The organism is Pseudomonas fluorescens, from assembly GCF_001708445.1.
GTDB lineage: Bacteria > Pseudomonadota > Gammaproteobacteria > Pseudomonadales > Pseudomonadaceae > Aquipseudomonas > Aquipseudomonas gorinensis.
In genome coordinates, this window is sequence record NZ_CP015637.1 from 74,163 (window position 1) to 100,221 (window position 26,059).

Annotated in this window: 23 protein-coding genes; 4 read left to right on the forward strand and 19 right to left on the reverse strand. The window is 61.6% G+C overall.

Annotated features, from left to right (window positions below; translation table 11 throughout):
- Positions 1-16: 16 nt before the first annotated feature.
- Positions 17-748, reverse strand: coding sequence for a carbonic anhydrase (locus A7317_RS00380; RefSeq protein ID WP_024072605.1), 732 nt, complete (start codon positions 746-748; stop codon positions 17-19).
- A gap of 227 nt (positions 749-975) precedes the next feature.
- Entirely contained in the window at positions 976-2,034 is a 1,059-nt protein-coding gene (locus A7317_RS00385; RefSeq protein ID WP_069074955.1) for a PA0069 family radical SAM protein, read from the reverse strand.
- A gap of 222 nt (positions 2,035-2,256) precedes the next feature.
- Here A7317_RS00385 and A7317_RS00390 point away from each other — a divergent pair, with 222 nt between their 5' ends.
- Entirely contained in the window at positions 2,257-2,514 is a 258-nt protein-coding gene (locus A7317_RS00390; RefSeq protein WP_024072603.1) for a hypothetical protein, read from the forward strand.
- 81 nt (positions 2,515-2,595) lie between these two features.
- Here the strand turns inward: A7317_RS00390 and A7317_RS00395 are convergent, their stop codons facing one another.
- The 3 genes from A7317_RS00395 to A7317_RS00405 are packed head-to-tail and all read right to left on the reverse strand — an operon-like array spanning position 2,596 to position 6,407.
- Positions 2,596-3,855 (reverse strand): cytochrome c, encoded by a 1,260-nt coding sequence (locus tag A7317_RS00395; protein WP_069074956.1) that lies wholly within the window; start codon positions 3,853-3,855, stop codon positions 2,596-2,598.
- A 12-nt stretch (positions 3,856-3,867) separates the two neighbouring features.
- Positions 3,868-5,652 carry a GMC family oxidoreductase gene (locus A7317_RS00400; protein WP_069074957.1) on the reverse strand — a complete coding sequence of 595 codons (1,785 nt, stop codon included), beginning with the start codon at positions 5,650-5,652 and terminating at the stop codon, positions 3,868-3,870.
- Between the two features lie 2 nt (positions 5,653-5,654).
- Entirely contained in the window at positions 5,655-6,407 is a 753-nt protein-coding gene (locus A7317_RS00405) for a gluconate 2-dehydrogenase subunit 3 family protein (protein WP_069074958.1), read from the reverse strand.
- A 274-nt stretch (positions 6,408-6,681) separates the two neighbouring features.
- Here A7317_RS00405 and A7317_RS00410 point away from each other — a divergent pair, with 274 nt between their 5' ends.
- The gene (locus A7317_RS00410) at positions 6,682-7,338 is read left to right on the forward strand and encodes a tyrosine-protein phosphatase (RefSeq protein WP_024072599.1); all 657 of its coding nucleotides are present in this window, start codon (positions 6,682-6,684) and stop codon (positions 7,336-7,338) included.
- A 110-nt stretch (positions 7,339-7,448) separates the two neighbouring features.
- Here the strand turns inward: A7317_RS00410 and A7317_RS00415 are convergent, their stop codons facing one another.
- Together A7317_RS00415 and prlC are read right to left on the reverse strand one after the other, a co-directional pair.
- On the reverse strand, positions 7,449-7,721 hold the full coding sequence (locus tag A7317_RS00415) for a YheV family putative zinc ribbon protein (protein ID WP_024072598.1): 273 nt from the start codon (positions 7,719-7,721) through the stop codon (positions 7,449-7,451).
- Entirely contained in the window at positions 7,718-9,769 is a 2,052-nt protein-coding gene (gene prlC, locus A7317_RS00420; protein WP_069074959.1) for an oligopeptidase A, read from the reverse strand. Before prlC ends, A7317_RS00415 begins: the two co-directional genes overlap by 4 nt.
- A 101-nt stretch (positions 9,770-9,870) precedes the next feature.
- On the opposite strand from prlC, the gene A7317_RS00425 reads away from it, so the two are divergent.
- Positions 9,871-10,413 (forward strand): gamma carbonic anhydrase family protein, encoded by a 543-nt coding sequence (locus tag A7317_RS00425; protein WP_024072596.1) that lies wholly within the window; start codon positions 9,871-9,873, stop codon positions 10,411-10,413.
- Positions 10,410-11,069: an HAD family hydrolase gene (locus A7317_RS00430; RefSeq protein ID WP_069074960.1), complete on the forward strand. Its 660-nt coding sequence runs from the start codon at positions 10,410-10,412 to the stop codon at positions 11,067-11,069. Before A7317_RS00425 ends, A7317_RS00430 begins: the two co-directional genes overlap by 4 nt.
- Positions 11,070-11,548: 479 nt before the next feature.
- Here A7317_RS00430 and pgaD read toward each other — a convergent pair whose 3' ends face one another.
- The 12 genes from pgaD to A7317_RS00490 form a co-directional block, all read right to left on the reverse strand.
- Positions 11,549-12,031: a poly-beta-1,6-N-acetyl-D-glucosamine biosynthesis protein PgaD gene (gene pgaD, locus A7317_RS00435; protein WP_024072697.1), complete on the reverse strand. Its 483-nt coding sequence runs from the start codon at positions 12,029-12,031 to the stop codon at positions 11,549-11,551.
- Positions 12,032-12,033: 2 nt separating this feature from the next.
- A complete protein-coding gene (gene pgaC / locus A7317_RS00440) occupies positions 12,034-13,374 on the reverse strand; it encodes a poly-beta-1,6-N-acetyl-D-glucosamine synthase (protein WP_069074961.1) in 1,341 nt (446 codons plus the stop codon).
- A 2-nt stretch (positions 13,375-13,376) separates the two neighbouring features.
- Complete coding sequence (pgaB, locus tag A7317_RS00445; RefSeq protein WP_069074962.1) at positions 13,377-15,374, reverse strand: poly-beta-1,6-N-acetyl-D-glucosamine N-deacetylase PgaB; 1,998 nt, start codon at positions 15,372-15,374, stop codon at positions 13,377-13,379.
- A 12-nt stretch (positions 15,375-15,386) separates the two neighbouring features.
- Positions 15,387-17,867 carry a poly-beta-1,6 N-acetyl-D-glucosamine export porin PgaA gene (gene pgaA / locus A7317_RS00450; RefSeq protein ID WP_069074963.1) on the reverse strand — a complete coding sequence of 827 codons (2,481 nt, stop codon included), beginning with the start codon at positions 17,865-17,867 and terminating at the stop codon, positions 15,387-15,389.
- A 302-nt stretch (positions 17,868-18,169) separates the two neighbouring features.
- Positions 18,170-19,666 carry a YdgA family protein gene (locus A7317_RS00455; RefSeq protein WP_024072693.1) on the reverse strand — a complete coding sequence of 499 codons (1,497 nt, stop codon included), beginning with the start codon at positions 19,664-19,666 and terminating at the stop codon, positions 18,170-18,172.
- 150 nt (positions 19,667-19,816) lie between these two features.
- On the reverse strand, positions 19,817-20,449 hold the full coding sequence (locus tag A7317_RS00460) for an NADH:ubiquinone oxidoreductase subunit N (protein WP_069074964.1): 633 nt from the start codon (positions 20,447-20,449) through the stop codon (positions 19,817-19,819).
- Positions 20,450-20,529: 80 nt separating this feature from the next.
- Positions 20,530-21,978 carry an efflux transporter outer membrane subunit gene (locus tag A7317_RS00465; RefSeq protein WP_024072691.1) on the reverse strand — a complete coding sequence of 483 codons (1,449 nt, stop codon included), beginning with the start codon at positions 21,976-21,978 and terminating at the stop codon, positions 20,530-20,532.
- A complete protein-coding gene (locus tag A7317_RS00470) occupies positions 21,975-22,877 on the reverse strand; it encodes an efflux RND transporter periplasmic adaptor subunit (RefSeq protein ID WP_024072690.1) in 903 nt (300 codons plus the stop codon). The genes A7317_RS00465 and A7317_RS00470 overlap by 4 nt, the downstream gene beginning before the upstream one ends.
- Positions 22,874-23,083: a DUF1656 domain-containing protein gene (locus A7317_RS00475; RefSeq protein ID WP_016969155.1), complete on the reverse strand. Its 210-nt coding sequence runs from the start codon at positions 23,081-23,083 to the stop codon at positions 22,874-22,876. Before A7317_RS00475 ends, A7317_RS00470 begins: the two co-directional genes overlap by 4 nt.
- On the reverse strand, positions 23,080-25,158 hold the full coding sequence (locus A7317_RS00480) for an FUSC family protein (protein ID WP_069074965.1): 2,079 nt from the start codon (positions 25,156-25,158) through the stop codon (positions 23,080-23,082). Before A7317_RS00480 ends, A7317_RS00475 begins: the two co-directional genes overlap by 4 nt.
- Entirely contained in the window at positions 25,155-25,586 is a 432-nt protein-coding gene (locus A7317_RS00485; RefSeq protein ID WP_024072688.1) for a MarR family winged helix-turn-helix transcriptional regulator, read from the reverse strand. The genes A7317_RS00480 and A7317_RS00485 overlap by 4 nt, the downstream gene beginning before the upstream one ends.
- A gap of 225 nt (positions 25,587-25,811) precedes the next feature.
- A complete protein-coding gene (locus A7317_RS00490) occupies positions 25,812-26,057 on the reverse strand; it encodes a DUF2789 domain-containing protein (protein WP_024072687.1) in 246 nt (81 codons plus the stop codon).
- Positions 26,058-26,059 lie beyond the last annotated feature (2 nt).

Consider the following 26,059-nt stretch of genomic DNA (forward strand, 5'->3'; position numbering starts at 1 on the left):
CCGGCAGGGAAGTGTGTTAGAAGCGCGCTTTAGGCGTCGCGGATGGAATCGGCTCGGTGCCGTTCAAGGGTCGGAATGCCGACTGTTCCGCATCGTAGGCCCGGATTTCGCTGGTCTCGATGTCGTAGATCCAGCCATGGATAAACAAATGACCATTGGCCATGCGCGAAGCCACGGAAGGATGAGTACGCAAATGTTGCAACTGGGCGATGACGTTTTCTTCGGTCAGCACTTTCATGCTCTCGCCTTCATTGGCGCAGTCGCAGTTGTCGTGGACCATGGCCTTGGCGACCTCGGCATGACGCAGCCAGGCCTTGACCGTCGGCATCTTCTCCAGGCTCTGGGGGTTGAGCACCGCGCGCATCGCGCCACAGTCGGAGTGCCCGCATACGATGATGTGCTGCACGCCCAGGGCAAGCACCGCGTACTCGATGGCGGTGGAAACGCCGCCGTTCATCTGCCCGTAGGGTGGCACCACGTTGCCGACGTTACGGGTCACGAACAGGTCGCCGGGGGAGCTTTGGGTGATCAGCTCGGGCACGATGCGCGAGTCGGCGCAGGTAATGAACATCGCCCGTGGGCTCTGGGCCGTGGCGAGTTTCTTGAAGAGTTCTTCCTGCTGGGGGAAGACGTCGTGATGGAAATGCAAAAAGCCGTCAACGATATGCTTTAGCGCTGCATCGGCGGATTCCGCCACCTGAGGGGCTGAAGCCGACGCAGCCAACGGCTGTTTATCCTTGTCACTCATGATTCATCCTCTTGATTAATGCAGGGGAGTTGTCAGGTCAGTTCGACGCGCGTTCAGTGGATTAGTTGAAAAATCCCACAATGATAGGCGCCGACTCATCAGTCACTCGCTGAACAAGGTAACCGCCAAAACTTAACTCAAACTGAATGAACCGCTCTAGATCGCGGGTTTCAGTGATGTCAAAACGCGACTATTCCTACAGGAAGAGTGCATTCTTCTTTATCATTCTACAACAACACCATTTGTCTGCCCGGTGGGCAGAACGCCGTGCAATCGAGATTAAAGCCTTCCCGACGATTGAGGCCCAGGCGCTTGATCGCCTTGGCAAAACGTTGCGCCAGCAGATCGGCGAACGGCCCCTCGCCCCGCATGCGCACGCCGAACCGGCTGTCATACACCTCGCCGCCGCGCACTTGGCGCACCAGGCTCATCACATGGGCCGCGCGCTGCGGGTAATGCGCCGCCAACCATTCCTCGAACAAAGGCGCCACCTCCAACGGCAAGCGCAACATCATGTAGGCCGCACTTTGCGCACCTGCGGCGTGGGCCTCGGCCAACAGGCTTTCGAGCTCGCTGTCATTGATCATCGGGATCATCGGCGAGCACAACACCCCCACCGGGATACCGGCCTCGCGCATCACCCGGATCGCCCGCAACCGCGCCTTGGGCGCTGCCGTGCGCGGCTCCAGGATGCGCTTGAGCTCGTCATCCAGGCTGGTGAGGCTGATCATCACCGCCACCAACCGCTGCCGGGCCAGTTCGGTCAGCAGGTCAAGATCGCGCAGGATCAGCGAGCCCTTGGTGATGATGGTCACCGGATGCCGATAACGCAGCAGCACTTCAAGGGTTTGCCGGGTGATCTTGTATTCGCGCTCAATGGGTTGGTATGGATCGGTATTGGAGCCCAGGTTGATCGGCGCGCATACGTAACCCGGTTTGGACAGTTGCTGCTCCAGCACCTCGGCCGCGTTGCTCTTGGCAATCAGCTTGGTCTCGAAATCCAGCCCTGGCGACAGGTCCCAATAGGCATGGCTGGGTCGCGCATAGCAGTAGATGCAGCCATGCTCGCAGCCACGATACGGGTTGATCGAGCGATCGAACGGCAGGTCTGGCGAGTTGTTGCGGGTGATGATGGTCTTGGCCGTCTCGATGCGCACTTCGGTGCCCTGGGTCGGCGGCACTTCCTGGTACCAACCGTCGTCCTCGGCCACGCTGGCGGTGGGCGCAAAGCGGTTGTGCAGGTTGGTGGCCGTGCCCCGGCCACGGGGCGGTAGGGGGGAATTCATGGGCATACCTCAATACTGTATCTACATACAGTATTTCAACCCGACGTTTCGCGCCAGCACCGTTGGGCAGGAAGTCGCCAGGCAATTTACTTACATGTGTAAGTGCAAGGTATTACATGTGAGCTTTCAAGTAACAAATCGCCACACTTAGTTCATGGATTAAGCTTTCAGCATGCACTTATGATCCTGTCCCAACTTAATAAACACCAAAAGGATCCAAGTATGTCTCAGGACGAAATACGTTTGACTTGTGAAGACTTTGAGAAAGATAACAGCCCGGAAATCTTACTCGAGCGTTTTACCAATGGGGATCTTTCGTACGCTATGTATGCCTCTTCATCCAAGAAAGATGGGCATTACGACACGACCTCCAGCCCAACGGACCTGGACAATGACGGCGACTTCGATAACGAAGACAAGGCAATTTTCCTGACTATGGCCAATGCCTTCGCGAAGACCTGCCAGCGAAAGTCAAATTAAACGAAGCGTTCCAAGAAATAGAAAACGCCCAACTTATATAAATCACCCTATATAAGTTGGGCGCGCGACACCCGAACTTATTTAGTTCTTATCGCCCTGTTTTTTACGCAACTCCGCAACTTGCGCAGCACTTGTTGCAACACCTTTATTACCCCAGCTACCCCGCACGAAACTGACCACATCCGCCACTTCCTGGTCCGACAGCCTCCAGGCGAACGCCGGCATGGTGAAGGTGGACGGCGCTGTGTGCGTTGCCGGCAAGGTCCCACCGTTCAACACAATGTTGATCAGCGACGTGGCATCCGCCGTCTGCAACACCGGGTTACCCGCCAGCGCCGGGAACACCCGCGTATAACCATGGCCGTCGGTACGGTGACAGGCCGCGCAGTTGTCGATGTACACAGACGCGCCCGGCTTGCTGTCATCACCTTTCCATAGCGCTTCAGCCACCTGCTTGTCGTACTGGTGCGGTGCGTCGTTGGGATCTACCGCGGGCAGGCTCTTGAGATAGCGGGCGATAGCAGTCAGGTCGTCTTGCGACATGTACTGCATGCTGTGGACAACCACATCGCTCATGCCACCAAACACGGCGCTGCGATCACTGCGGCCAGTCTTGAGGAATTGCACCAGTTGCGCCTCGCTCCAGCTGCCGAGGCCGTCCTTGTGGTCGCCGCGCAGGCTCTTGGCGATCCAGCCTTCCAGCGGCGCACTGCCGGACAGGAACGCGTTGCCGTCAGTGGCACTCAGGGCTTTTTCCTGCATGGTCAGGGCACGCGGCGTATGGCACGCGCCGCAGTGGCCAAGCCCTTCCACCAGATAGGCACCCCGGCTGATCACCGGGTCAGCACCCGCCGCCTGGTCGTGCCCCACCTCAGGCGCGAACATCCAACGCCACGCCGCCAGCGGCCAGCGCATGCTCAGCGGCCAAGGAATGTCGCTGTCTTTGTTCTCCTGCGCGACGGGCTCCACGCCTTTCATGAAGTACGCATACAACGCCCGCATATCGCTCTCGCTGACACGGGCGTAAGACGGGTAGGGCATCGCCGGGTAAAGCGTACTACCACTCTTGGCGACGCCATGGCGCACGGCCTTGTCGAAGTCCTCGAAGCTGTAGCCACCCAGGCCGGTCTGGTCCGGGGTGATGTTGGTGGAATAGATCACACCAATGGGGGTCTCCATCGGCAGGCCACCCGCGAACGGTTTACCACCCTTGGCCGTGTGGCAGGCCACGCAGTCTCCGGCGCGGGCCAGGTATTCGCCCTGCTGGATCAGGTCGGTTTCGGCTGCGCTTACCGAACAGCTGCTGAGCAACGCCAGGGAGGCGATAACAAGTGCTTTCATGGTCATCGCTCCTTATGCCTGAACCATCGGGCCGGGGTTTTTCAGGTACTGCTCGCGGATCGCCCGGGCCGACCAATAGGTCAGCGCTGCCACCAGGCCTGTGGGGTTGTAACCCAGACCTTGTGGGAACGCGGACGCACCCGGGACAAATACGTTGTGGACATCCCAGCACTGCAGGTAGCGGTTCAAAGCGCTGGTTTTCGGGTCGGTGCCCATGATCGCGCCACCGTTAAGGTGGGTGGTCTGGTACGACGCGGTATTGAAATGCTCCCCGACCTTCTTGCCCAACACGGCAATGGCCTTGGGGTTCATCGCTTCGGCAATCTTGCCCATTTTCTCGACCATGAAGCGGTTCATCTTGATGTCGTTTTCCTGCCAGTCGAACGTCATGCGCAGCAGCGGCAGGCCGTAGGCATCGCGGTACACCGGGTCCAGATCCAGGTAGTTACCCCGATAGGATTGATGGGCGCCGTGGGCGTCCATCGACACCTGGTGGGTGTAGTAATCAGCCGTAGCGCGTTTCCAGGCGCTGCCCCAGGCCGGAGTGCCCGGAGGGTTGGAGGTGCCGGCAATCGGTCGGCTGCCGGCCTGGTTGACCCACATCGGCGAGCCCCCGACAAAGCCATGAGGCCCGTGGTCGAAGTTGTCCGCATTGAAGTCGTCGATGGCCACGCCATTGCCACCAGCCCCGATGAAGTTGTTGGTGTGGGTGTCCTTGTCGAAGAACGCCTTGATGGTAGCCATGTTCTGATAGGCGAAGTTGCGACCCACCACGCCTTCGTTGGTCACCGGGTCGTAGGGCTTGCCGATACCGGACAACAGCATCAGGCGCACGTTGTGGAACTGGAACGCGCCGAGGATCACCAGGTCCGCCGGTTGCTCGCATTCCCGGCCCTGGGCGTCGATATAGGTCACGCCGGTGGCCTTGCTCTTGGTGCTGTCGAGGTTGACCTTGAGCACATGGGAGTTGGGCCGCAGTTCGAAGTTAGGCACCTGGCGCAGTGCCGGCAGGATGTTCACGTTCGGTGACGCCTTGGAATACATGTAGCACACGTAGCCACTGCAAAAACCGCAGAAGTTGCACGGGCCCATCTGTGCGCCATAGGGGTTGGTGTAGGGCCCCGAAGTGTTGGCTGACGGCAGGTTGTAGGGTTTATAACCTACGCTGGTGGCGGCCTTCTGGAACAGTTGGGCCGACACGGTATTTTTTTGCGCTTCCAGCGGGAACGGGTTGGAGCGGTCGGGCGCGTAGGGGTTGCCGCCACGGCCTTCGCCGACCAACTGGCCTTTGACGGTCCAGGCCTGGCCAGAGGTGCCGAAGACTTTTTCCGCATAGTCGAAGAACGGTTCCAGCTCTTCGTAGCTGACGCCGAAGTCCTGGATGGTCATGTCCTTGGGAATGAAGTTCTTCCCATAGCGCTCTTCGTAATGGCTGCGCATGCGCAACTCGATAGGGTCGACGCGAAAATGCACGCCTGACCAATGCAGGCCGGCACCGCCCACGCCATTGCCCGGCAGGAATGCCCCCAATTGGCGGTTGGGCAGGGCGATGTCGTTCACGCTATGGCGAATCGTCACCGTCTCCTTGGAAATGTCCTGGAAGAGTTTTTTTCGCACGCTGTAGGTCAGTTCATCGATGACCTGGGGATAGTTGCCATCCGGATAGGTGTCCTGCATCGGGCCGCGCTCCAGCGCGACCACATTCAGGCCAGCTTCCGTCAGCTCCTTGGCCATGATCGCGCCGGTCCAGCCGAAGCCGACGATCACCGCATCCACTTTCTTCATGATGGTCGCCACGTTTATGCCCTCTCGCCGCGAATGGAAACAGCCGGGAAGGGGTATTGCTCGTTGCGTTCCACCCAATCCATGAAGTCGGCGCGCGCGCCGGGGAAGCCGATCATGGTCCAGCCGACCATGCCCTTGTTGCCGCCGTGGATCGGGTCGCAGAAGAACCCTTCCTTGGTGTTTTGCAGCAGCAGGTTGAAAAACATCTTCGGCGGTACCGCGTCGAAATGCGCGTTCACTTCGCTGCCGCCGGCTTCCAGACGGTGGAGCATATCGTCCTGGGTAGCGCTGTCTTGCGCGGCAAAAACCTTCCCGTTGAACGCTTTCGACCAGGCATCCGTGGCGGCAATACCCAGCCGGTAGATCTCTTTGGGCACCAATTTGCTTTGCCAGCCCATCTCCGGCGCGGCGTCGGCGTTGAACGGCCCTTGCATGAACCACAGTGCGCCGCTGGCGTAAGGCGTGTTCATCTGACGGTCGATGTATTCCGGCGCGCCCGCTTCCAGGGCGCCCGGGCCTTGTGCATCGGCGGGAATCAGGCGCGCGACAGCAGCGTTGATAAACGCCCACTCTTCAGCGGTGAAATAGCTCGGCTCATAGGCCTTGCCGCTGGCCGCAGGCTGGGCCGGCGCGGCCTGGGCAGGCTCGGGCGTAGCCATCAGCATCGAACCGCCAAGGCCGGTGCTGGCAACCGTGACCACCGGGATCAAGGTCAAGGATTTGCGCAGGAAGTCACGCCGGGGGTTGTCTTGATCTTGATCAGACATGGGGCACCTCATCATGGGGTCACGGGTTTATCAGCGGCTTCTAGGGAGCAGCTTGAAGTTAGCGGCAGCAAGTTGGATCCAACCGATCCAAGGAGATAGAACGCAGCGGCAATCAATAGTTACAAATGATAGCAGGCTAAGGATCAGGAGAATCGGTTCATCAAGAAAAGAACATTGCTTCACGATTCTTTGACAGCCGCCTCACGCCCTGTTGACCCCTGTTCATCGACTCTGGGCGCCATCAACCTACTTCCCCCATTCGGTCACGTCGCACATGTTCAAGCCACAATTACTGCCAGCCCTTGGTCTTGCATTCATGGCCTTGTTCGCCACGGCTCACGCCCACGCCGATGAAAACTCGTCCATCCGTTCGCCGGAGTGGGCGCAACCCGTGGGCGACCAGTACAACCTGCACCAGATGACACCCACGCTCTACCGCAGCGCGCTGCCGGACAGCAACGCGGCGCCCCTGCTGGAAAAACTCAAGATCGGCACCGTGATCAACTTCCTGCCGGAATCCGACGCCAGCTGGCTCAAGGCCCCTGGCATCCGGCAGGTGCAGTTGGCTTATCGCACCAACCATGTCGATGACACCGACGTGCTGGCAGCGCTCCGCGCGATCCAGGAGGCCCAGGCCAATGGCCCGGTGCTCATGCACTGCAAGCACGGCTCGGACCGCACCGGCCTGATGGCGGCGATGTATCGCGTCGTGGTTCAGGGATGGAGCAAGGAAGAGGCGTTGAACGAAATGACCCTGGGCGGGTTCGGTACCAGCAACGGCTTCAAGGATGGCATTCGCTACATGATGAAAGCCGATATCGACAAGTTGCGCACAGCCTTGGCGAAGGGCGATTGCAGCACCAGCGCCTTTGCCCTGTGTTCGATGAAGGATTGGATTACGACCTCCGGCAAGCCAGAGGAAAAACTGTAGGCGCAAGCTCGCGAAGAGCCTCAACGACGCCGCGGGTATCCTGAATGCCCGCGGCGTCCTCGCGTTTTTTCGCGAGCAAGCTCGTTCCTACAGGGGCTTGCGTGGGTGCGTCAGTCTTTCTTCAGCTTCGGATTAGGAAAAAACTGTACCGCCTGCACCTTCGGATCCGGCGCTTTCAACGCCGACGTATTGACCCGCGTGCCCAACTCCTTGGGCACCGACAAACCTTGATCATTCAGCGTATCGGTATACCCGCAAGCCACGCATTCGCGGTGCGGGACGCTGTCCTCGGTCCACATCTTGAGCTTGTCCGGCTCGCTGCACGCCGGGCAGACCGCCCCGGCGATAAATTGCTTCTTGGTGATCACAGGCCCGTCACTCATGCTGCCGCGCCCTCACTCAGGCCGCTGTGGCGCAAGAGTGCGTCAATCGACGGCGCGCGTCCGCGGAAGTCGACGAACAGCACCATCGGCTCCTGGGAGCCGCCACGGGCCAGGATGGCTTCGCGGAATGCGCGGCCGGTCTCGGCATTGAGCACGCCTTCTTCTTCGAACTTGGAGAAGGCGTCGGCCGACAGCACCTCAGCCCACTTGTAGCTGTAGTAACCCGCGGCATAACCGCCAGCAAAAATGTGCGCAAAGCTGTTGGGGAAACGGTTGTAGGCGGGTGGACGCATCACCGAGACCTCGTCGCGCACCCCTTCGAGCACCTGCGCCACACTGCGTCCGTCGCCATGTGTCGCATGCAATTCGAAGTCGAACAACGAGAACTCCAACTGTCGCACCATCATCAGGCCGGACTGGAAGTTCTTTGCCGCCAGCATTTTTTCCAGCAGGTCCTGGGGCAGCGGCTCACCGGTTTCATAGTGGCCGGAGATCAACGCCAAGCCTTCCGGCTCCCAGCACCAGTTTTCCATGAACTGGCTCGGTAACTCCACCGCATCCCAGGCCACGCCGTTGATGCCGGAAACGCCAGCGTGCTCAACGCGGGTCAGCAGGTGATGCAGGCCGTGGCCGAATTCGTGGAACAGGGTGGTCACTTCATCGTGGGTCAGCAGGGCCGGCTTGCCGCTGTCGGCCGGGGTGAAGTTGCACACCAGGTTGGCCACCGGGCTCTGCAGCACACCGTCGATGGTACGACGGCGGTCACGCGCGCCGTCCATCCAGGCACCGCCACGCTTGTTGGCGCGGGCGTACAGGTCGAAGAAGAAGCGACCGACATGCTGGCCGTTCTCCTTGATTTCAAACAGGCGCACGTCCGGGTGCCAGGTGTCGAAGCCTTTCTGTTCGGCGATTTCAATGCCGTACAGGCGCTGCACGATGGCGAACAGGCCGCTGAGCACTTTGTCGATCGGGAAGTAGGCGCGCAGGGCTTCCTGGGACACGCTGTAGCGTTGCTCACGCAGTTTTTCGCCGTAGAACCCGCTGTCCCAGCTTTGCAAGTCAGCGCAGCCTTGTTCGGCGGCGTAGGCCTTGAGCTGTTGCAGGTCCTGGGCGGCAAACGGCTTGCTGCGTTTGGCCAGGTCACGCAGGAAACTCAACACCTGGTCGCTGGACTCGGCCATCTTGGTGGCCAGGCTCAGTTCGGAGAACGAAGCGAAACCCAGCAGCTTGGCCAGTTCCTGGCGCAGGTCGAGGATCTGTTCCATCACCGGGCCGTTATCGTTCTGACCGGCATTCGGGCCTTGGTCCGACGCCCGGGTGCAGTAGGCGGCGTAGACTTCTTCACGCAGGGCGCGGTCCTGGGCGTAGGTCATCACCGCGTAATAGCTGGGGAACTCCAGGGTGATCAACCAGCCGTCGAGGCCTTTGGCCTGGGCAGCGGCGGCCATCTGCGCCTTGGCCGAGTCGGTCAGGCCGGCGAGCGTGGCTTCATCGGTGATGTGCTTGGTCCAGGCCTGGGTGGCATCCAGCAGTTGGTTGGAAAATTTGCTGCCCAGTTCGGAGAGTTTGCTCTGCACTTCGGCGTAACGTTTTTGCTGCTCGGGCGGCAAATCGATACCCGAGAGGCGGAAATCGCGCAGGGAGTGTTCCAGGATAGTTTTTTGCGCCACGTCGAAACCGGCGGCTTCCGGGCTGTTGGCCAGTGCTTCAAAAGCCTGGAACAGTTCACGGTTCTGGCCCATCTCGGTCGAATAGGCACTCAATGCCGGCAGGCATGCCTCGTAGGCTTCACGCAGTTCGGCGCTGTTGCATACGGCATTCAAGTGGCTGACCGGGCTCCAGGCGGCGCCCAGGCGGTCGTTGAGTTCGTCCATGGCCAGGACCAGGCCGGCCCACGTCGGATTTTCCCCCTGGCTTTGCAGGATGCCTTCGATGGCAACACGGTTGTCCGCGAGGATCTGTTCAATGGCCGGCTGCACGTGCTCGGCACGGATCGCCGAGAACGGCGGCAGGTCGTAGGACTGCAAAAGAGGGTTGTTCGCGCTCACGGTTGGCACCTTGGCTGAAGAAACGGGTAAGACAAAGATGGGGCCATCTTAATTACAATCAACGCCCACCGCAGCTATCAGCAGAAGAGAGAGAGGCTATCGTGACCCTTCGCACCTATCAGAACCACACGCCAACCCTGGGCGCCGGGGCTTTTGTCGACGTTTCGGCAGTGGTGATCGGCGATGTCGAAATCGGCACCGACAGCTCCGTTTGGCCGCTGACCGTGATCCGTGGCGACATGCACCGCATCCGCATCGGTGCGCGCACCAGCGTGCAGGATGGTTGCGTACTGCACATCACGCACGCGGGGCCGTTCAACCCGGAGGGTTTCCCACTGCTGATCGGCGACGACGTGACCATCGCCCACAAAGTCATGCTGCATGGCTGCACCGTGGGCAGCCGTATCCTGATCGGCATGGGCAGCATCGTGATGGACGGCGCGGTAGTGGAGGACGATGTGATCATCGGCGCTGGCAGCCTGGTACCACCGGGCAAAAAACTGGACAGCGGTTTTTTGTATGTCGGCAGCCCGGTCAAGCAAATCCGCCCGCTAACGGACAAGGAGCGCGCCTTTTTTACCTACAGCGCCGCGAACTACGTAAAGCTCAAAGACCTGCACCTGGCAGAGGGGTTCGACCAGTGAACCTGCACTATCCGACCGTTTTATTCGACCTCGACGGCACCCTGACCGACCCACGCGAAGGCATCACCCGTTCGATCCAGTACGCCCTCGGCAAACTGGGGATCGATGAGCCTGACTTGACCAAACTGGAACACTTTATCGGCCCGCCGTTGCTGCAAGCGTTCATGCAGTTCTATGGTTTCGACGAGGCGAAGGCGTGGGAGGCGGTGAATTTCTACCGTGAGCGCTTCAAGGCCACCGGGCTGTATGAAAACCGGGTGTTCGAGGGGGTTATGCCGTTGCTGGAAGAATTGAACGGCCAGGGACGCCAACTGTACGTGGCCACGTCCAAGCCGTGGGTGTTTGCTCGCGAAATTGCGCGGCATTTCGATTTTGCCAAACATTTCAAGGTGATCTACGGCAGCGAGTTGGACGGCACGCGCACCAACAAGGTCGAGCTGATCGCCCACCTGATCAGCGAGGAGGGGCTGGACCCGGCCACCACCCTGATGATCGGTGATCGCAAGCATGATCTGATCGGCGCACGCAGCAATGGGCTGGATTCGGCGGCCGTCGGTTATGGGTTTGGTAGTTTCGAAGAGTTGAATGCTGAGGCGCCGACCTGGCATTTTGAGACGTTGGCGCAGATGCATCAGGCGTTTTTGCAGCGGCCCTGAGACCGCCATCGGGGGCAAGTTCGCCGATCAAATGTGGGAGGGGGCTTGCCCCCGATGAGCATGGGTATCTACGCAACTTTCAGACCTTGAGAACTCTCCCTGTGGCGAGCGGGCTTGCCCCGCGTTGGGCTGCGAAGCAGTCCTAAAACCTCAGTCCGCGGTCTATCTGAAACAGCGCGGTGATCTTAGTGGGGCTGCTTCGCAGCCCAACGCGGGGCAAGCCCGCTCGCCACAACAGCCCTGTCTGCCGGGGGGGCAGCGTTGAGCCTAAGTTGTGTAGATACCTTTTGTAGGAGCGAGCTTGCTCGCGAAAAACTCACAGGCGCCGCGTTCATTCAGGAGACACGCGTTATCGTTGACGTTTTTCGCGAGCAAGCTCGCTCCTACAAAAGGCGATGTACGCTTAACTGAATGGCATTAGGGCAAGCCCGCTCGCCACAGTTACAGTGTTGCTCCCCCCTTGGATCGGGTTGACAACACTAGCCGGCGTCTTTGTTCTGGTCCTTGCCCGGCACCAGGGTCAACCCTGGTTTTTCCACGTCGCGGGAGACATGGGATTTCACTTCTTCCACGCCGCCGTCCTCGTCGTTGTGGATAACCAGCACACCCGGCCTGCGCAATTGCTCCAAGTCGCCCTCCCCCAGCTTGAAGCTTTCACTGAGGCTTTTATCACTGAGCGCATTGGCCTCGGCACGGCGCTGGGCGAACTTGCGCCCCTTGCGTTGCTGGTAACGCGCCCAGCTGATCAGGATCACCGCGTTGAACAACGCGATCCATAGGTAGATCTGCAGGGTATTGAGCGCCGCGAAGATCGGCGCCTCGATACGCGGGCCGCCATGGGTCTCCAGCATCGATGTGATCCCGCGCGCCAGCAGCCAGATCAGCCCGGCCCAGGCCAGCAGGGTCAACAGCACATCGATGACCCACATCACCGGGTGTTGACGAGTTCGCACCAGTTTCATGATTACGCGTCCTCATTGGCAGGTTTGATACCGCGATCCGGGCTGACCCAGCGCGCACGCTTCTGGTGCTGGTTGAACAGCACCTTGGGAAAGCTGACCAGCGTGGTGAACAGGCTGACCAGCCAGAACACCATCGGGTACCACACGGTCCAGAACAGGGTTTTCCACAGGTCCTTTTCGTAGCGCCGGTCAATCATGATGCTCACCGCAAACTGCACCAGGCACACCATCGCCAGGACCAGGCCGGTAAACGCCGGGGGCACCAGGGATTCCACCGCGATCGCCGGGGGCAGCACGATGAATTTACCCACGACCCAGAAGACCACCGAGAGCAGGAAGGTGAAGGCCCAGCCAGTGGACAGGCAGTATTCGAACAACAGCGGCCACAGGTAGCGATGCCGCCACTGCCAGATGCCCCGGATGTTCTTGAACAGCACTTCGGCGCCGCCCTGAGCCCAGCGCAGACGCTGCTTCCACAGGCCACCGACGGTTTCGGGCATGAGGATCCAGCACAGTGCGCGCGGCTCGTAGAAGATGCTCCAGTGATCGAGTTGCAGCTTCCAACTGACATCGATGTCCTCGGTGATCATGTCGGTGCTCCAGTAGTCGATGCGGTCCAGGGCTTTCTTGCGAAACGCCACCACCACGCCGGACACCGTGAAGATCCGCCCGAACACCCGTTGCGTACGCTTGATCAAGCCGATGATCGAGGAGAACTCGCCGACCTGCACGCGGCCGATCAAGGTCGAGCGCGTGCGGATACGCGGGTTGCCGGTCACCGCCCCCAGGCGCGGGTTGTCGAGCATCGGCGCGACCATATAGGCCGCCGCATTTTTATCGAGCAGCGCGTCGCCGTCGATGCACACCAGGTACTCGCTGCGCGCGGCCACCGCGCCCATGCGCAGGGCCACGGCCTTGCCTTGGTTCTGCGCCAGGTGCAGCACCCGCAGGCGGGGGTGCTCCAGCGCCAGGGCGTCAAGCACCGCGGCGGTGTTGTCCTTGGAGCCGTCGTTGACGGCGATCACTTCGATGTTCGGGTACAACTGGCCCAGCGCCGCATGGATGGTTTCGGCGGCGTTGTCGCCTTCGTTGTAGCAAGGAATGATGATCGAGATCAGCGGGTTGCCGGCCAGGGTCGGCGCCGGTGTGTCTTCTTCCCACGGCCAGTGGCGCTCCCAGTGCAGCCAGAAATACAAGCCGCCGGCGATCCACAGCGCCGACATGAACAGCGGGTAGAAAAATACGAAGTCCATCAGGAACTGCCCGGTGACCAGGAAGATCAGGCCCAGGGGCACACCCAACACCAGTGCCAGTACGAATAACGCCAGGATTCTGTCGAACATGGTCAAGGGTTCCATTGGTTGGAAAGGGCCGGACGCACGGTGTTCAGGTCCGGGGAGTTCTCCAGGAAGTTGTCCGGGTAGTAACCAAAACTCGTGACCCCCTGGCGTTTGAGCACACCCATCCATTCAGCCATCTGCGCCCCGTCGATATCGGGAGCAGCCTTGGTGCGCCAGTCTTTGGCTTGCAGTTCGAACACGGTGCGCTCCAGTGCTCCGGGGCGCGCCTTGACCGTGGCGACCAGTTTTTCCAGCCAGGCGTTGGAGTTCTTCAGCGTCTGGCCTTCCATCAGTGGCATGGCCATGGGCGCGGTCCAGTCGTAGGTCTGGAGGAAATCATCCAGGTTCTGCGCGAACCAGGCTTCGCTGCCGGGGTTGAGCATCGGCTCGGCGAAGATATTGCGCGCGGTCAGTACCTGCGGCCCACCGACGGCGCGGACCTTGGCGGTCAGTTCGTTGGTGAAGTCGATCAGGTAGCGGCTCTTGAAGCGCGTCCAGCGTTGCATCACTGCCGGGTCGGCCCGCAGCGCGGCGATGGTGCCGGGCAGGCCATTGGCGGCATAGGCCTTGAGCGCGGCGGGGCTGGCGTCTTCGAAGTCCGACAGCACCGCGTCGTCGTGGTACAGCACGCCGTCGATGGCATTGTTGCGCGCCAGGTCTTCATAGAGCTCGCCAATGATCTTGCGCACCTGCGGGTCGAACGGCGACAGGCGCTGGTATTGGTCCGGGTCTGTGCCCACCTTGCCGGTTTCCGGGTCCCAGCGCGTTACGCGGGGCAGCTTGGGATCGAGGGCAAAACTCAACACCGGCATCCACGCATACACGGCGGCATGGGCACGGGTGTGCAACTGCCAGGAGACGCGGTTGAACAGGTCGGCGCGCACCGGCAAGTGACGGTTGGGGAAATACAGCTCGTGCACCAGGCCATCACCCTTGGGGTCGGCGAAGGCTTGCAGGAACACCGTCCCCGCGCCCATGTCCACTACACGCTGCACCAACTGGTCGAGGTTGCGCGCCTGTTGGGCCGGGTCCGGGTCGTAGACGTTGTCCAGGTCCACATGCAGCACCCGCAGCGGCGCAGGGGCCTGTACCGCGACGATGCTGTTGGCGAAATGTTCGCCGTCCGGGTCGGAGGCCACCAGGAAGCGCGGGCTGTTCATCAGCTTGCCGAGGTCGTCGAGGCCATCGTCCAGGGTCAGCGCCATCTGGTAACCCTGCTCGCCAACGACCGCCAGCGAGATGCCCTTGGCCGCACCATACGGCCATACCCATACCCGTGGTTTCTTGCCGGTCACGGTCTGGATCTTGTTGGAGATCGCCACCACATCCGCCCGCATCCGCGCCTCGAACTGCGCTGGGGTTTCATAGCGGCCCGTGGCCGGGTCATAGCGTAGCGAGGTCGCCGCCGGTTCCAGGTTGCCCTGGGGGTTGGCCAGGATCCCGGTGTGACTGGCATCGGTATGCGCGGCGATTTCCACCAGGCCCGATTGCGACACTTCGCGGATCTGCTGCCAGGTGAGGAACTCGCCCCGTGGGCGTGGTGAGCCGGCGAAGTCCACCGGCTTGTTCATCGGTGTGTCGATCCAATAGCCCACCGGCGCCAGCAAGGCCGGCCAGCGATAGGCGCGCAGGATCGGCATCACGCGGGTGTAGAAGCTGGAATAGCCGTCATCGAAACTGAGCATGATGGCTTTGGGCGGCAACGGTGTTCCACCACGGCGGGCAGTCAGGATCTGGTCGACGCTGACCGCCTGGTAGCCGTTCTCGCGCAGCCAGGCCAACTGTTCGATCAAACGCTCGGTGCGCACCGCGACCACCGCCTGGTCGGGGTCGCGATCCTCGACGTCGTGGTAGGCGATGCCCAGGAAATGGTTTTTCGGCCACGGCGCTTCATTGGCCGGGGTCGGCCGCTCGGCGGGTGGAGTGAATGGCGCGGGTTGCTGGGCGCAGGCACTGGCCAGCAATACACCCAGGACCAACAAGCAACGGCTGAGGACGGTCATGGTCAGGCTCTTCTAGAAACGGTAAGTGAGGTCGACGAGCAGGCGCAGATCGCGTTCGCGCTCACCGTCGTAAGGGCGGCTGATCAGGCTCAGGTTGGCGCCGGCTTCCAGGACATCGTTCCAGCGAAAGCGTTGGCCATAGCCCACCAGACCGATGCCACCGGTGGAATAATCCCGCTGGCTATACGTACCCGCACCGACCTGGAACTGCTGACTCCACTGGGTCTCGTAGCGGTGATAGAGCACATGGTTGATGTTGAGGACGGGCAACACGGTGAAATCCGACTTCGGGTTGAAGTACACCGTGTCTTCCTTGCTGTTGCGGCTGGCGCCGACTTCCAGGCCCAGGTCCACTTGCACTTTTGGCGAGCTGTAGAGGCCTTCGCGGCCGCTGAGCAAGGCTTCGACCCGGTCGTTGCCGTCGCTGAAATGGGACGGGCTGAGGGTCAGTTTCCATTCGCGGCTTTCGTTGGCGCGCCAGCGGATAAACCCGCTGCCGCCATTGGCCGTGACCCCGTCATTCAACGCGCGCAACGGCGTGGTGCTCAGCAGGTAGCCGAGGCTGCCGCCGTATTGCCAATTGTCGTTGATGTCGCGGGCAATCGAGATCGCGGCGCCTTGTTTGGAACCATCGCCGTAGGAATGGTTGGAGACCTCGGCTTCGATGGTCATGTCACGGGTACGCCGCTCTACCCCCACGCGCTGCCAACGGTGCTGGCCGGTGCCTTCGCTGAAGTCGGCGGTGGCATAGCCGGCGCCGGCGAACAGGCGCCAGTCTTCGTCGATGGGCGGGGTGTAGATCACACTTTCAATGCCCCAGTCACGGCTGCCGGACACCGCGCCGGCGTCTTGGTTGTTGCCGCCGCCGTAGCTTTTCCCGGTGTAGGCCTCGACCCGCAGCTCAGCCATGTCGTGCACGTCCCGCAGGCGGCTGAGGCGTTGCACCTGGCGGCTGTCCGGGTTGCGGGCCAGCACGTCATCGGTCAGCACATCCATCTGCCGCCACTCTTGCAGGTCCATGGCGGTATAGGCCTGGGACACTTCCAGGCTGATATCTCGTGGCGCCTGGGACTCGGTTTCCTTGAGGGCACTCTCGGACCGGCGCGGCCAATCCCGGGCCCGGTACATATTGGCTTGGGCCAGTTGAAGGCTGACGTTGCCCGGGGCTTTTCGCACCAGCGCTTCAAGGCCGGCTTCGCTGCCAGGCAGATCATTGCTGTAGGTGCCCGCCTGGGCCGCCAGTTGCTGCGCGTCCATCCAGCTGTCGTTGGGGTTGCCGATGGGCAAGCCCTTGAGTTCTTCACGGGGGTTCTCGCTCTTGGCCAGATTGTCGGCGACTTCACGCGCATCCAGCGCTCTGTCGCTTTCCACCAGGGCATAGAACAGCGCCGTACTGTCTTCGACGCGGTCGGCCGGGTCAGCATCCGGCGCGGCCAGCGCCTGGCGATACAGCGGCTCGGCCTTTTCCGGCTGGCGCTGGTCAAGGTAAGAGGCGGCCACCCAACGCACGGCGTAGGTCGGCAATTGCACGCCTTCGCCTTTAAGGGTTTCGTATTCGCGAATTGCCTCGGCGGTGCGTGCCCGCGCCTTGAGTGCGCCCAGGCGGTCGATGCGCCAGCGCACCACGTCGTCGTGGGCAGTGGGGTCAGGGGTCCAGCGTGTGAGCAGCTTGTCGTAGTCCTGGAGCGCACGGTCTGCGATGACGTAGCGCTCTTGTTCGGAGCGAGTGGCGAACTCGGCCATGCGCACGCGTTCAGCGGCAAGGTCGCCCTCCAGGCGACGCTGGGTTACCGCGTCGAGCAGGCCGGGGCGTTGGGCCGACAGGCGTAAGGCGGGTTCAGGCAGACGGGCCTTTTGCAGGGCGACGATGTACTCGCGGGCGACGTCAGGTTTGTCGCTGGCGCGGATAAAAGCCTGGTCGAACTCAAACAACGCGTCGTAATTCAGCCCCGCGCGAGCCAACGCATAACCCAGGGCCATGCGTCGGGTGGGGTCGTCGGGTTTGGCGGCCACCAGCGCGCGGATGCGTTGCACGGCCTCACTGGCTTGGCCGCCGTCGGCCTGGGCCAGGGCCAGGCCCAGTTGCAGGTCGATATTGTTCGGTTCACGCAGCAGCGCTTGGCGATACACCGCTTCGGCCCGTGCCCACTGCCGCTGGTTGCGATAAGTGCGGGCGACGGTGGCGAGTGCCTGGGTGGTCAGGTTGCGATGTTGCCCCTGAGCCTCATACACCTGCAGCACTTCGGCGTCCTGGCCGGCCCAACCGGCGATCACCAGGTGGTCGCTGACCTGGCCCGGCGTCTGGCGCTCGGAGGACAATTGACGCAGTTGGTTGAGGGCGGGGCTGAAGTTGCCGTTGCGCGCCTGGATGATCAGGGCGTCATAGGCCGGATCGGCCATGGCGAGGGTGGGCATCAGCAATTGGCTGCACAAGGCGACCCCGATGAGCAGTCGCAACCGGCCTGATGCACTGAGAGGGAGGTTTCGCAACATATCGTGAGCTTCCTTACACACGGAAAGCTTTAACGATAGGTGGTCCTGAGCGATTTGCTTCAGGTTGTCGGCGTCTTATGACCCGGCCTAGCTTTCCTGTCGCAACTATCGCCGAGGTGCGTACGAAAAAGGTCAATTCAGAACAATTGTTCAGAATTGCCATGCCCGGCGTAAATGTGAATGTGGGAGCGGACTTACCTGCGAAAAGGAGGTATCAACCGGCATCTACGCCGGCTGCTTGACTCCCTGCCGCGGGCACTCCCGCTCCCACACTGTTTATTTCAGACTGGTGTAAAAAATACTTACTGCGCGCCGCTCATCGCACCGACTTTTGCCATCACAAACCCGATGAATTGTTCGACGGTCATTTTCTGGCCGTTGAAGGTCACTTCATTGTTGGCGTAGTGCAGCTTGGACACCACGTCGCTGCCTACCAGGGTGGCGAGCTGAGTGCCAACCGCCATGCCGCTGACCATCTCGGACGCCATCTGGGATTGCTGCTCGATGGCTTGAGGATCGGTCACGCCACCCAACTGCGCCTGCAACGCGGAAACGTCGGCGATCATCGGCTTGGACAAGGTCAGGTTGGCATCCAGCTGCGAGACCATCTGCTTGCCCAGCTCAACCGGTGGCAGCTCCATGGAGGAAGGCTTGGCCAGGTCCAGCACCAGGTTGAATTTGCTTTCGCCGTGGGTGGTTTTCAGGGACAGGTTTTCCAACGCGAGATGGGGCTTGGCGGCCAGTACCTGGTTGACGTTCGCCTCGGCCAGGGCCTGCTCGGCTTCGCTCAGTTGCAGCTCAGGTGTGGGTTGGCCCGCTGCGGCAGCGGCTTGCACCGGCTGCATCTTGTCCTGGTAGAGCTTGGTCAGCGCCAGCATGGCCGGGATGTCGACATTCTTCATGCTCAGGGCCATGGCCGCCGAGCCCACGGGTTTGCCCTGGTAACCGATCTCGTCGATCTTGTAGTCGACACGGCCGGCCAGGTTGTTGTCCTTGGTTTCGCTGGAGTCTTTCTGCTCGAAGCCTTTGACGGTCAGCACGGCTTTCTGCGGGCCGAAGGTGAACTTGCTGTCGGTCAGCTCAACGGTGTTTTGCCCGGTGTAGAAGCCAAAGGTGGATTTTTCCAGGTTGCTGGCGATGGTCAGGCCAGCCAGTTCGGCCTCGAAGGCGTCACCCTTGGCATCGACCGCTGCGATTTTGAGGCTGTTCATGAAGCCGTCGGCCTTGACCTTCTGGCCTTCGGCGGTGCTGTCGAAGTTCATGTTGGCGCCGGAGAAGCTCACCGAAGACTTGTCGTCCTTGAACGCCAGGGGCAGCAATTCGATGTTGCCGTTGACCGAGCGGCTGTAGCCGATATTGGCCACGCCTTTAAGCGGCGACACGTCTTTGGCGGCGGCGAACCATTTCTCGGTGGTGGCGTTCTTTTCCAGTTCGTAGTGACTGGTGGCCATGACCGGCAGCCATTTGAGCGTGACCAGGCGCGAGATCGGCAGCGGGCCGTGTTCGATATGGTCGACGAAGAGCAATTCGGGGTTGGGGTTTTCTTCGCCAAACACCGAGCCTTGGCCCTTCAGGCGGTAGTGCGCGGTGCTGCTGAACACGCCACGCTCCAGGGACACCAGCTCCAGGGCCACGGTGCCGTCGACGCCAGCCATGGAGCGCTGCAGTTCCTTGTTGGCGTCCTGCACCGCCGTTTGCAGCACCGGCTCCAACTGTTTACCGGTGTACCAGGCGCCGCCTGCACTGACGACGCCAACGGCGACCACAAAACCCAAAAGAACGACTGCTGGCTTATTCATGAAGTGACCTGATCAAATCCTGTGAGAAGTGGGCTGTCTTCCTTGAACCCCGAGTGAGGTTGGCTCAAGCCCGCCGAAAAGCGGGGGGAAGATTAGCACTGGCGGCCGCGAACGGCCCAGCTTTTCAGAGGGGTAAGGTCGGCACTTGGTTCACGAGTACTCCAACTCGATTTCATCCAACTGGTGGTCAAAACTCTTCAGGCGCGCTGTCCAGGTGTACACCAGCACCTCGAATTCACGGTGAATCACCGCATTGCCGGGGGTGTCGGACTTGGGGTCGCAGAAGTCCAACTGATAGCGCTCCCGGGCCATCTGCGTGGCGACATCGGACAATTCCCGCGCGTTATTCAGCCAGTGCCTACCCTCGTCTACCTGCCGGTCGAGCAGCACACATTGTTTCTTCAGGATTTCGAGGCTTTTTTCCAGAGGCGTGCCGGTGAGGTCTCCCATGACTTCCTGGAAAGTACGCCCGGGCTGCCAGTAGCTGCCCCAGAAATAGCGGTCGAACACGGTTTCGACACGGCGCAGGGCGACCTTGGTGTCCCAGATTGCAACCCGGGTCTTGCCCTGTTCGAGGAGTTTTTTCTTCACTCGTTGGTTCTGGTAGGACGCCCAGGCCACCACGCCGATGGACAAGGTGCCGATGACCAGGCAGGCACTGTCGAGAAACACCATGGCCTTGTCGAGTTGATGGGCGAGCATGACGCCGTAGAAATACGCGGCCGATAACAACACCAGTGCGAAAAGCACGCACCAGAAAGCGGGAGCATAAGGGTTTTTCATTATTGGAATCCCCATGAGCAAACGCGAGCAGTGTCAGGGGAGCGTCACCGCGCTCCACCTGACAAAGCATAGTCATTCGCTCAGGGTTTGCTGGCCTGTGAGGCTTGCGTTCGTCCGCTTTCCCAGCCGCCGCCCAGGGCCAGGAACAGATCGATCTGGCTCATGGCAACCTGGGTGTTCGCCGCCGCCAGTTGCGCGCGCATCGCGGTGTAGGTGCGGGTGGCTTGCAGGTCGGCGAGGAACGATTCGCGGCCGGCCTTGAAGAACCGGTGGGTCTGGTCCGCAGCCTCTTGGGCAGAGTGCTCGGCGTCAGCCAACGCCTCGCGCCGCTGCAAGACGGCGGTGTATTGCGCCAGGCCGGTCTGGGTTTCACGGATGGCGTTGAGCACCACGCCGTCGAAATGCGCCAGGGCGCCCTGGGTCGCGGCTTCGGCCTCGTGGATGCGCGCACGGGCGCCGTTGGTCGGCACCGTCCAGCTGATCATCGGGCCGAAGCCCCAGCGGTTGGTCGCGGGCTGGCCGAGGTTGTCGAGCAGGCCCACGGTGCCCACCGTGGCGCCGATGGCGATGTCCGGGTACAACGCGCCGGTGGCCACGCCGATACGCGCGGTGGCGGCGGCCAGTTGGCGTTCGGCCTGGCGCACGTCGGGGCGACGCTTAAGCAGTGCCGCACCATCGCCCACCGGTAACAATTGAGCGATGTGCGGCAGCTGGGCGCAGGTGCCGGTACCCGCCGGCAGTTGGTCCACGGGCTTGGCCAGCAGCATCGACAGGCGGAACAGCCCGGCCTGGCGCGCCGCTTCGTAGCGCGGCATGTCGGCGCGCAAGGATTTGTACTCGGTTTGCGAACGGGTGACCTGGGTTTCATCGCCACGGCCCGCGTCGCGCAGGCGTTGGGTCAGCTGGGTGCTCTGGGCTTGCAGGTCCAGGGACTCGTTGGCAATCGCCAGCTCTTCGTTGGCCGCGCAGACCTGGGTGTAGGAGCGCACCACATCGGCCACCAGGGTGATGCGCGCAATATCCACGGCGGCCTGGGCCGCATCGGCGCTGGCCTGGGCGCTTTCGATGCCACGTTGCAAGGTGCCGAACAGATCGAATTGATACGAGGTGGTAATGCCTACGCTGCCGATGTTATCCACCGGCACTTTGTCTGCCTGCAAAAACGCTTCGCCGGATTCCTGCAGGCGCTGCACCTCGGCCTTGGCGCCGGCACTCCAGCCGCCGGCGGACTCAGCCTGTTGGGTCTGATAACGCGAACGCTGCAGGTTGGCGGCAGCCACGCGCAGGTCGGTGTTGGAGGCCATGGCCTGGCGCACCAACTCATCCAGGCGCGGGTCTTGGTACAGCTTCCACCAGTCCGCCGGCACCGGCGCCGACACCACGTTGTTGCCCTCCCCCAACAGTTGCCCTTGCAGGTCACCACGGTTGATGGCGGCCTTGTCCGGCAGTTGGTAATCCGGGCCGACCACCTGGCACGCCGACAGCAATACACCCAGCCCCGCGGTGGCCAACAGCGCCGCCGGTTTCATGGTTGTTCTCCCTGCTGCGCCTTGGCCGCGGGCTTGTCGCCGATGATCGACACCGTCGCCGTGCGCCCGGCGATCATGCGGAAGTCCGCCGGCACGTCATCGAACGCAATACGCACCGGAATCCGCTGGGCCAGGCGCACCCAGCTGAATGCCGGGTTGACGTTAGGCAGCAGGTTGGAGCCGCTGCTGCGGTCTCGGTCCTCGATCCCGGCAACAATGCTCTGCACGTGGCCGTGCAGGCGCGCGTTATCGCCGATCACGCGGATGTCGACGCCCATGCCGACGTGGATACCGTCGAGCTTGGTCTCTTCGAAATAGCCGTCGATATGGAACGAGTTACTGTCCACCACCGACAACACCGGGCGGCCGGCAGTGACGAACTCCTGGGTACGCGGCGCGCGGTCGTTGACGTAGCCGTCGACCGGGCTGCGGATCACCGAGCGGTCGAGGTTGAGTTGGGCCGAATCCACCGTGACTTGCGCCTCGGCCAGGGCCGATTGGGCACGGGCGACACGGGACTGGCTTTCTTCCAGCTGCTCGCTGGGCACCAGGTTGCCCAGGCCCCGGTTACGCTTGTACTCGCGCTGGGCCTGGGCCAGGGTTTCCTGGCGGTCGGCCACGGCAGCCTGGGCCTGGCGCAGCGCCAGCTTGAAACGGTCCTGGTCGACGGCGAACAGCACCTGGCCTTTGCTGACCAACTGGTTGTCACGCACGTCGACCCGCTGGATCAGCCCGGACACGTCCGGGGCGATCTGCACGATGTCGGCGCGGATGTGGCCGTCACGGGTCCAGGGGGCAAACATGTAGTACATGACCATGCGCCACACGACGACGACCGCAAAGGTCACGATCAATAACGTCAGGACTACACGGCCGATGGTCAAAAAAGGTTTTTTCATGTCATCAGGTATCGACTGAGTGAGTCCACCGCGCCCAGCAACAGCGCGTAGAGCCCCACATTGAATAATGCCCGGTGCCAGACCAGGCGATAAAAGTGAATGCGCGTCAGCAAACCGTGCACCACCAGGAACAACACGTAGGTAATGCCCATCAGCACCAGCAACGTGGGCAGGAACACCCCGCTGATATCCAGATCACCGATCATAGAGGCGCTCCATCGGGCAACGGCGCTTCCATCTCCGTGCCGCCAATAAATTCCACGCCGGGCAACAGCGCCAGGCGCAGGCCAGCCAGTGCATGCAACAGATGCAGGCGGGTGTCGTCTTCGTCTTGCAGGCCTTGCCCGTTGAGGGCACGACGTGTGCGGTCGAGGGTCATCAGCAGACCGCTGGGCGCGGGCAAGCGTTCACCCGCCTTGAGGCAGGCCTTGAAGTAACCACCCACGCCGTCCACCACCTGGTTGAGCAGCACCCGAGGCACGCCGAGGATGCGCGGCGAATAGGCCAGCAGGTCGAGCAGGTTCAGCGCCACGCGCAGATCACGCAGGGCGATGCCGGTGTCCTGGCCGATGATGGCCAGGCGCGGCAGGTGCTGCATCAGGCGGTCGAGCATTTGCGCGGCCAGGTAACGTTGCTCGTTCAGGGTCGAGGGCTTGGTCATGCCGACGATGTCGTTCCAGCTGAAACGGGTCAGGCGCTTGGCCGCCAGTTCGGCGCCGAAGGGCCGGGAAACCAGGGTCCATACAAAGGCGAACAGCAGGCCCACGGGCCCGGCCAGGTTGACGTTGGCGAAGTTGAGGAAGTCCGCGTCGTAGGCACCCTGGATACTGATGAACGATGAGGTATTCACCAGCGTCAACAGCATGCCCAGGTAGAAACGTGGCTGTACCGTGAGTGTGCCGATGCAGATAAAGGGCACGGCGAACGCCAGCACCAGCATCGGGAAATCGTGCAGGTTGGGCAACACCAGGAACAGATACAGGCTGGCGAACAGCACCGACATGGCGGTCCAGAAAAAGAACCGGTAGATCTGCGGTGCCGGGTCGTCCATCGAGGCGAAGAAGCTGCAGGCGACGGCGGCCAGGATCACCGCACTGCCGCCGTCGGTCCAGCCCAGCAGTATCCACAGCACCGAGGCGACGATGATCGCGGTCACAGTGGAGAACGCCGAATAGAGCATCAGCCCACGGTCGAGGAACGGCGTCAGCCGGCCCAGGCGCCAGTGGCGGTAGACGGCGCGCCAGGTGTCCTGGCTTTCACACTGGATGGCCGCTTGCAGGCTGCGACAGTCTTGCCACAGGTCGATCCACTCGCCCAGGCGGTACAGGGCGTTGGAAAACAGCAGCGTATGGCGGTCGTCCAGCGCTTCACCGTGGGGTTGCAGGGCGTCGACCTGGTCGCGCAGGGCACGCCAGCGGTCCAACGGCGCGGACTCGGTGGTACTTAGCAACCATTGTTCCGTCGCCTCCAGCAACGGCGCGAGCGCGGCGAGAAACTCCGGCGCTCGGTGCTCGATGGCGTACAGCGCATCGTCGAGCGCATCCACCACCGGCAGCAGATGAATCATCCGCCCGCGCAGTTCCTTGGTGTTGCGTACCGTCTGCGGGCGCGCGCCTTCATGGGGCAACTGGCCGATCATCAATTCGAGGGTGTTGAAGGTGGCGACCATGCCACCGCGCAAAGTGCTGACTTCTTCCGGCGTTATGTTGCGGGTGAGAAAGCGCTGGCTGTAGACCTGCGCATCGCTGAACCACTTGGCGACCGAGCCATCGAACACCGGCATCAGGCGCCGGGGCCAGAACATCGCGCCGACCACCGCGGCGACCGCGATGCCGAGGAATATTTCCTCGGTGCGCGCTTCAGCCACGTCCCACACCGCGAGCGGGTTATCCACCACCGGCAGGGCGATCAGCGGCAAGGTGTAGCCGGCCAGCATCAGCGCGTAGTTGTTGGCGGTACGCAGGTGCATGGAGAGAAACAACAAGGTGCCCGTCCACAAGGCAATCACCACCACCAGCAGGTAGGGTGACTGTACGAACATCGGCACGAACACCACCGCCGCCGCCGCGCCCATGAAGGTACCAATGGCACGGTAAAGCGCCTTGGAACTGGTGGGGCCGACAAACGGGCTGGAGACGATATACACCGTGGCCATTGCCCAATAGGGACGCGGCATTTGCATGAGCATGGCGATGTACAGCGCGATCATCGACGCCGCGAAAGTGCGTACGCCGTAGAACCAGTCCTTCGCCGGCGGCAGGCCGGTGAAAAAACCGCTCAAGATGTCACACCGGCAGGGTGTTGATGGGCCGCTTCAAAAGCACGCAGTACACGCAACGCAGCCTCCATGTCCGCAGGGGCAATCTCGGCCAGCACTTCGCGCCGCAGGCGCACCAGTTGCACCTCCACCGCCTGCACCAGCTCGCGACCGCGCTCGGTCAGGCTCAGGGCCTTGGCACGGCGATCGTGGACGTCTTCGGTGCGGCACACATAGCCGCTGCTGCACAACTGATCGAGCAGGCGCACCAGCGACGGGCTTTCCATCCCTGACGCCTGGGCGACTTTCACTTGGTGCACACCATCGCCCAGGCGACCGATCATCAGCAACGGCACGGCGCAGGCTTCTGAAATACCGTAGCTCACCAGCGTGTTCTGGCAGATTTTGCGCCAGTTACGGGCGCCCACCACCATGCTGCTGCTGAGGTTCATCTGGAGTTGTTCGAGGGATTGAGGCACTGGATAGTTCGCATACTGTTAGTTTGCTAACTATCAATATGGCGGAGAGATCAAATTGCGTCAAGTTTTGAAACAATTTAGCGGATAGGTGGTGGGAGGGTTGGATGTTCAGCAATCGCATAAGCCATGTGGGAGGGGGATTGCCCCCCTCCCACATTTGGATCGGTGTCGGCTTCAGACAACTTTCAAAAGATTTTTTTACCCCCCTCGCCCACTCCGCAACATCAGATTCAACTCATCCACCACTTCCGCCCAATCCGCGTCCTCGCAGATTTCATCGCGCAAAAACGCTCTCTGGCTGTCCGTCCAAAAAAACGCATCCGCCAGATGCAGCTCCGGCTTAAGCGGTGAATGAGCCGCCACAAACTGTTCGATACTGACCCGGTCATCGGCCAGCCCAAGCTGTTTGAACAGTGACGGCAAGCTGTGCACAGGCGATTCCATGG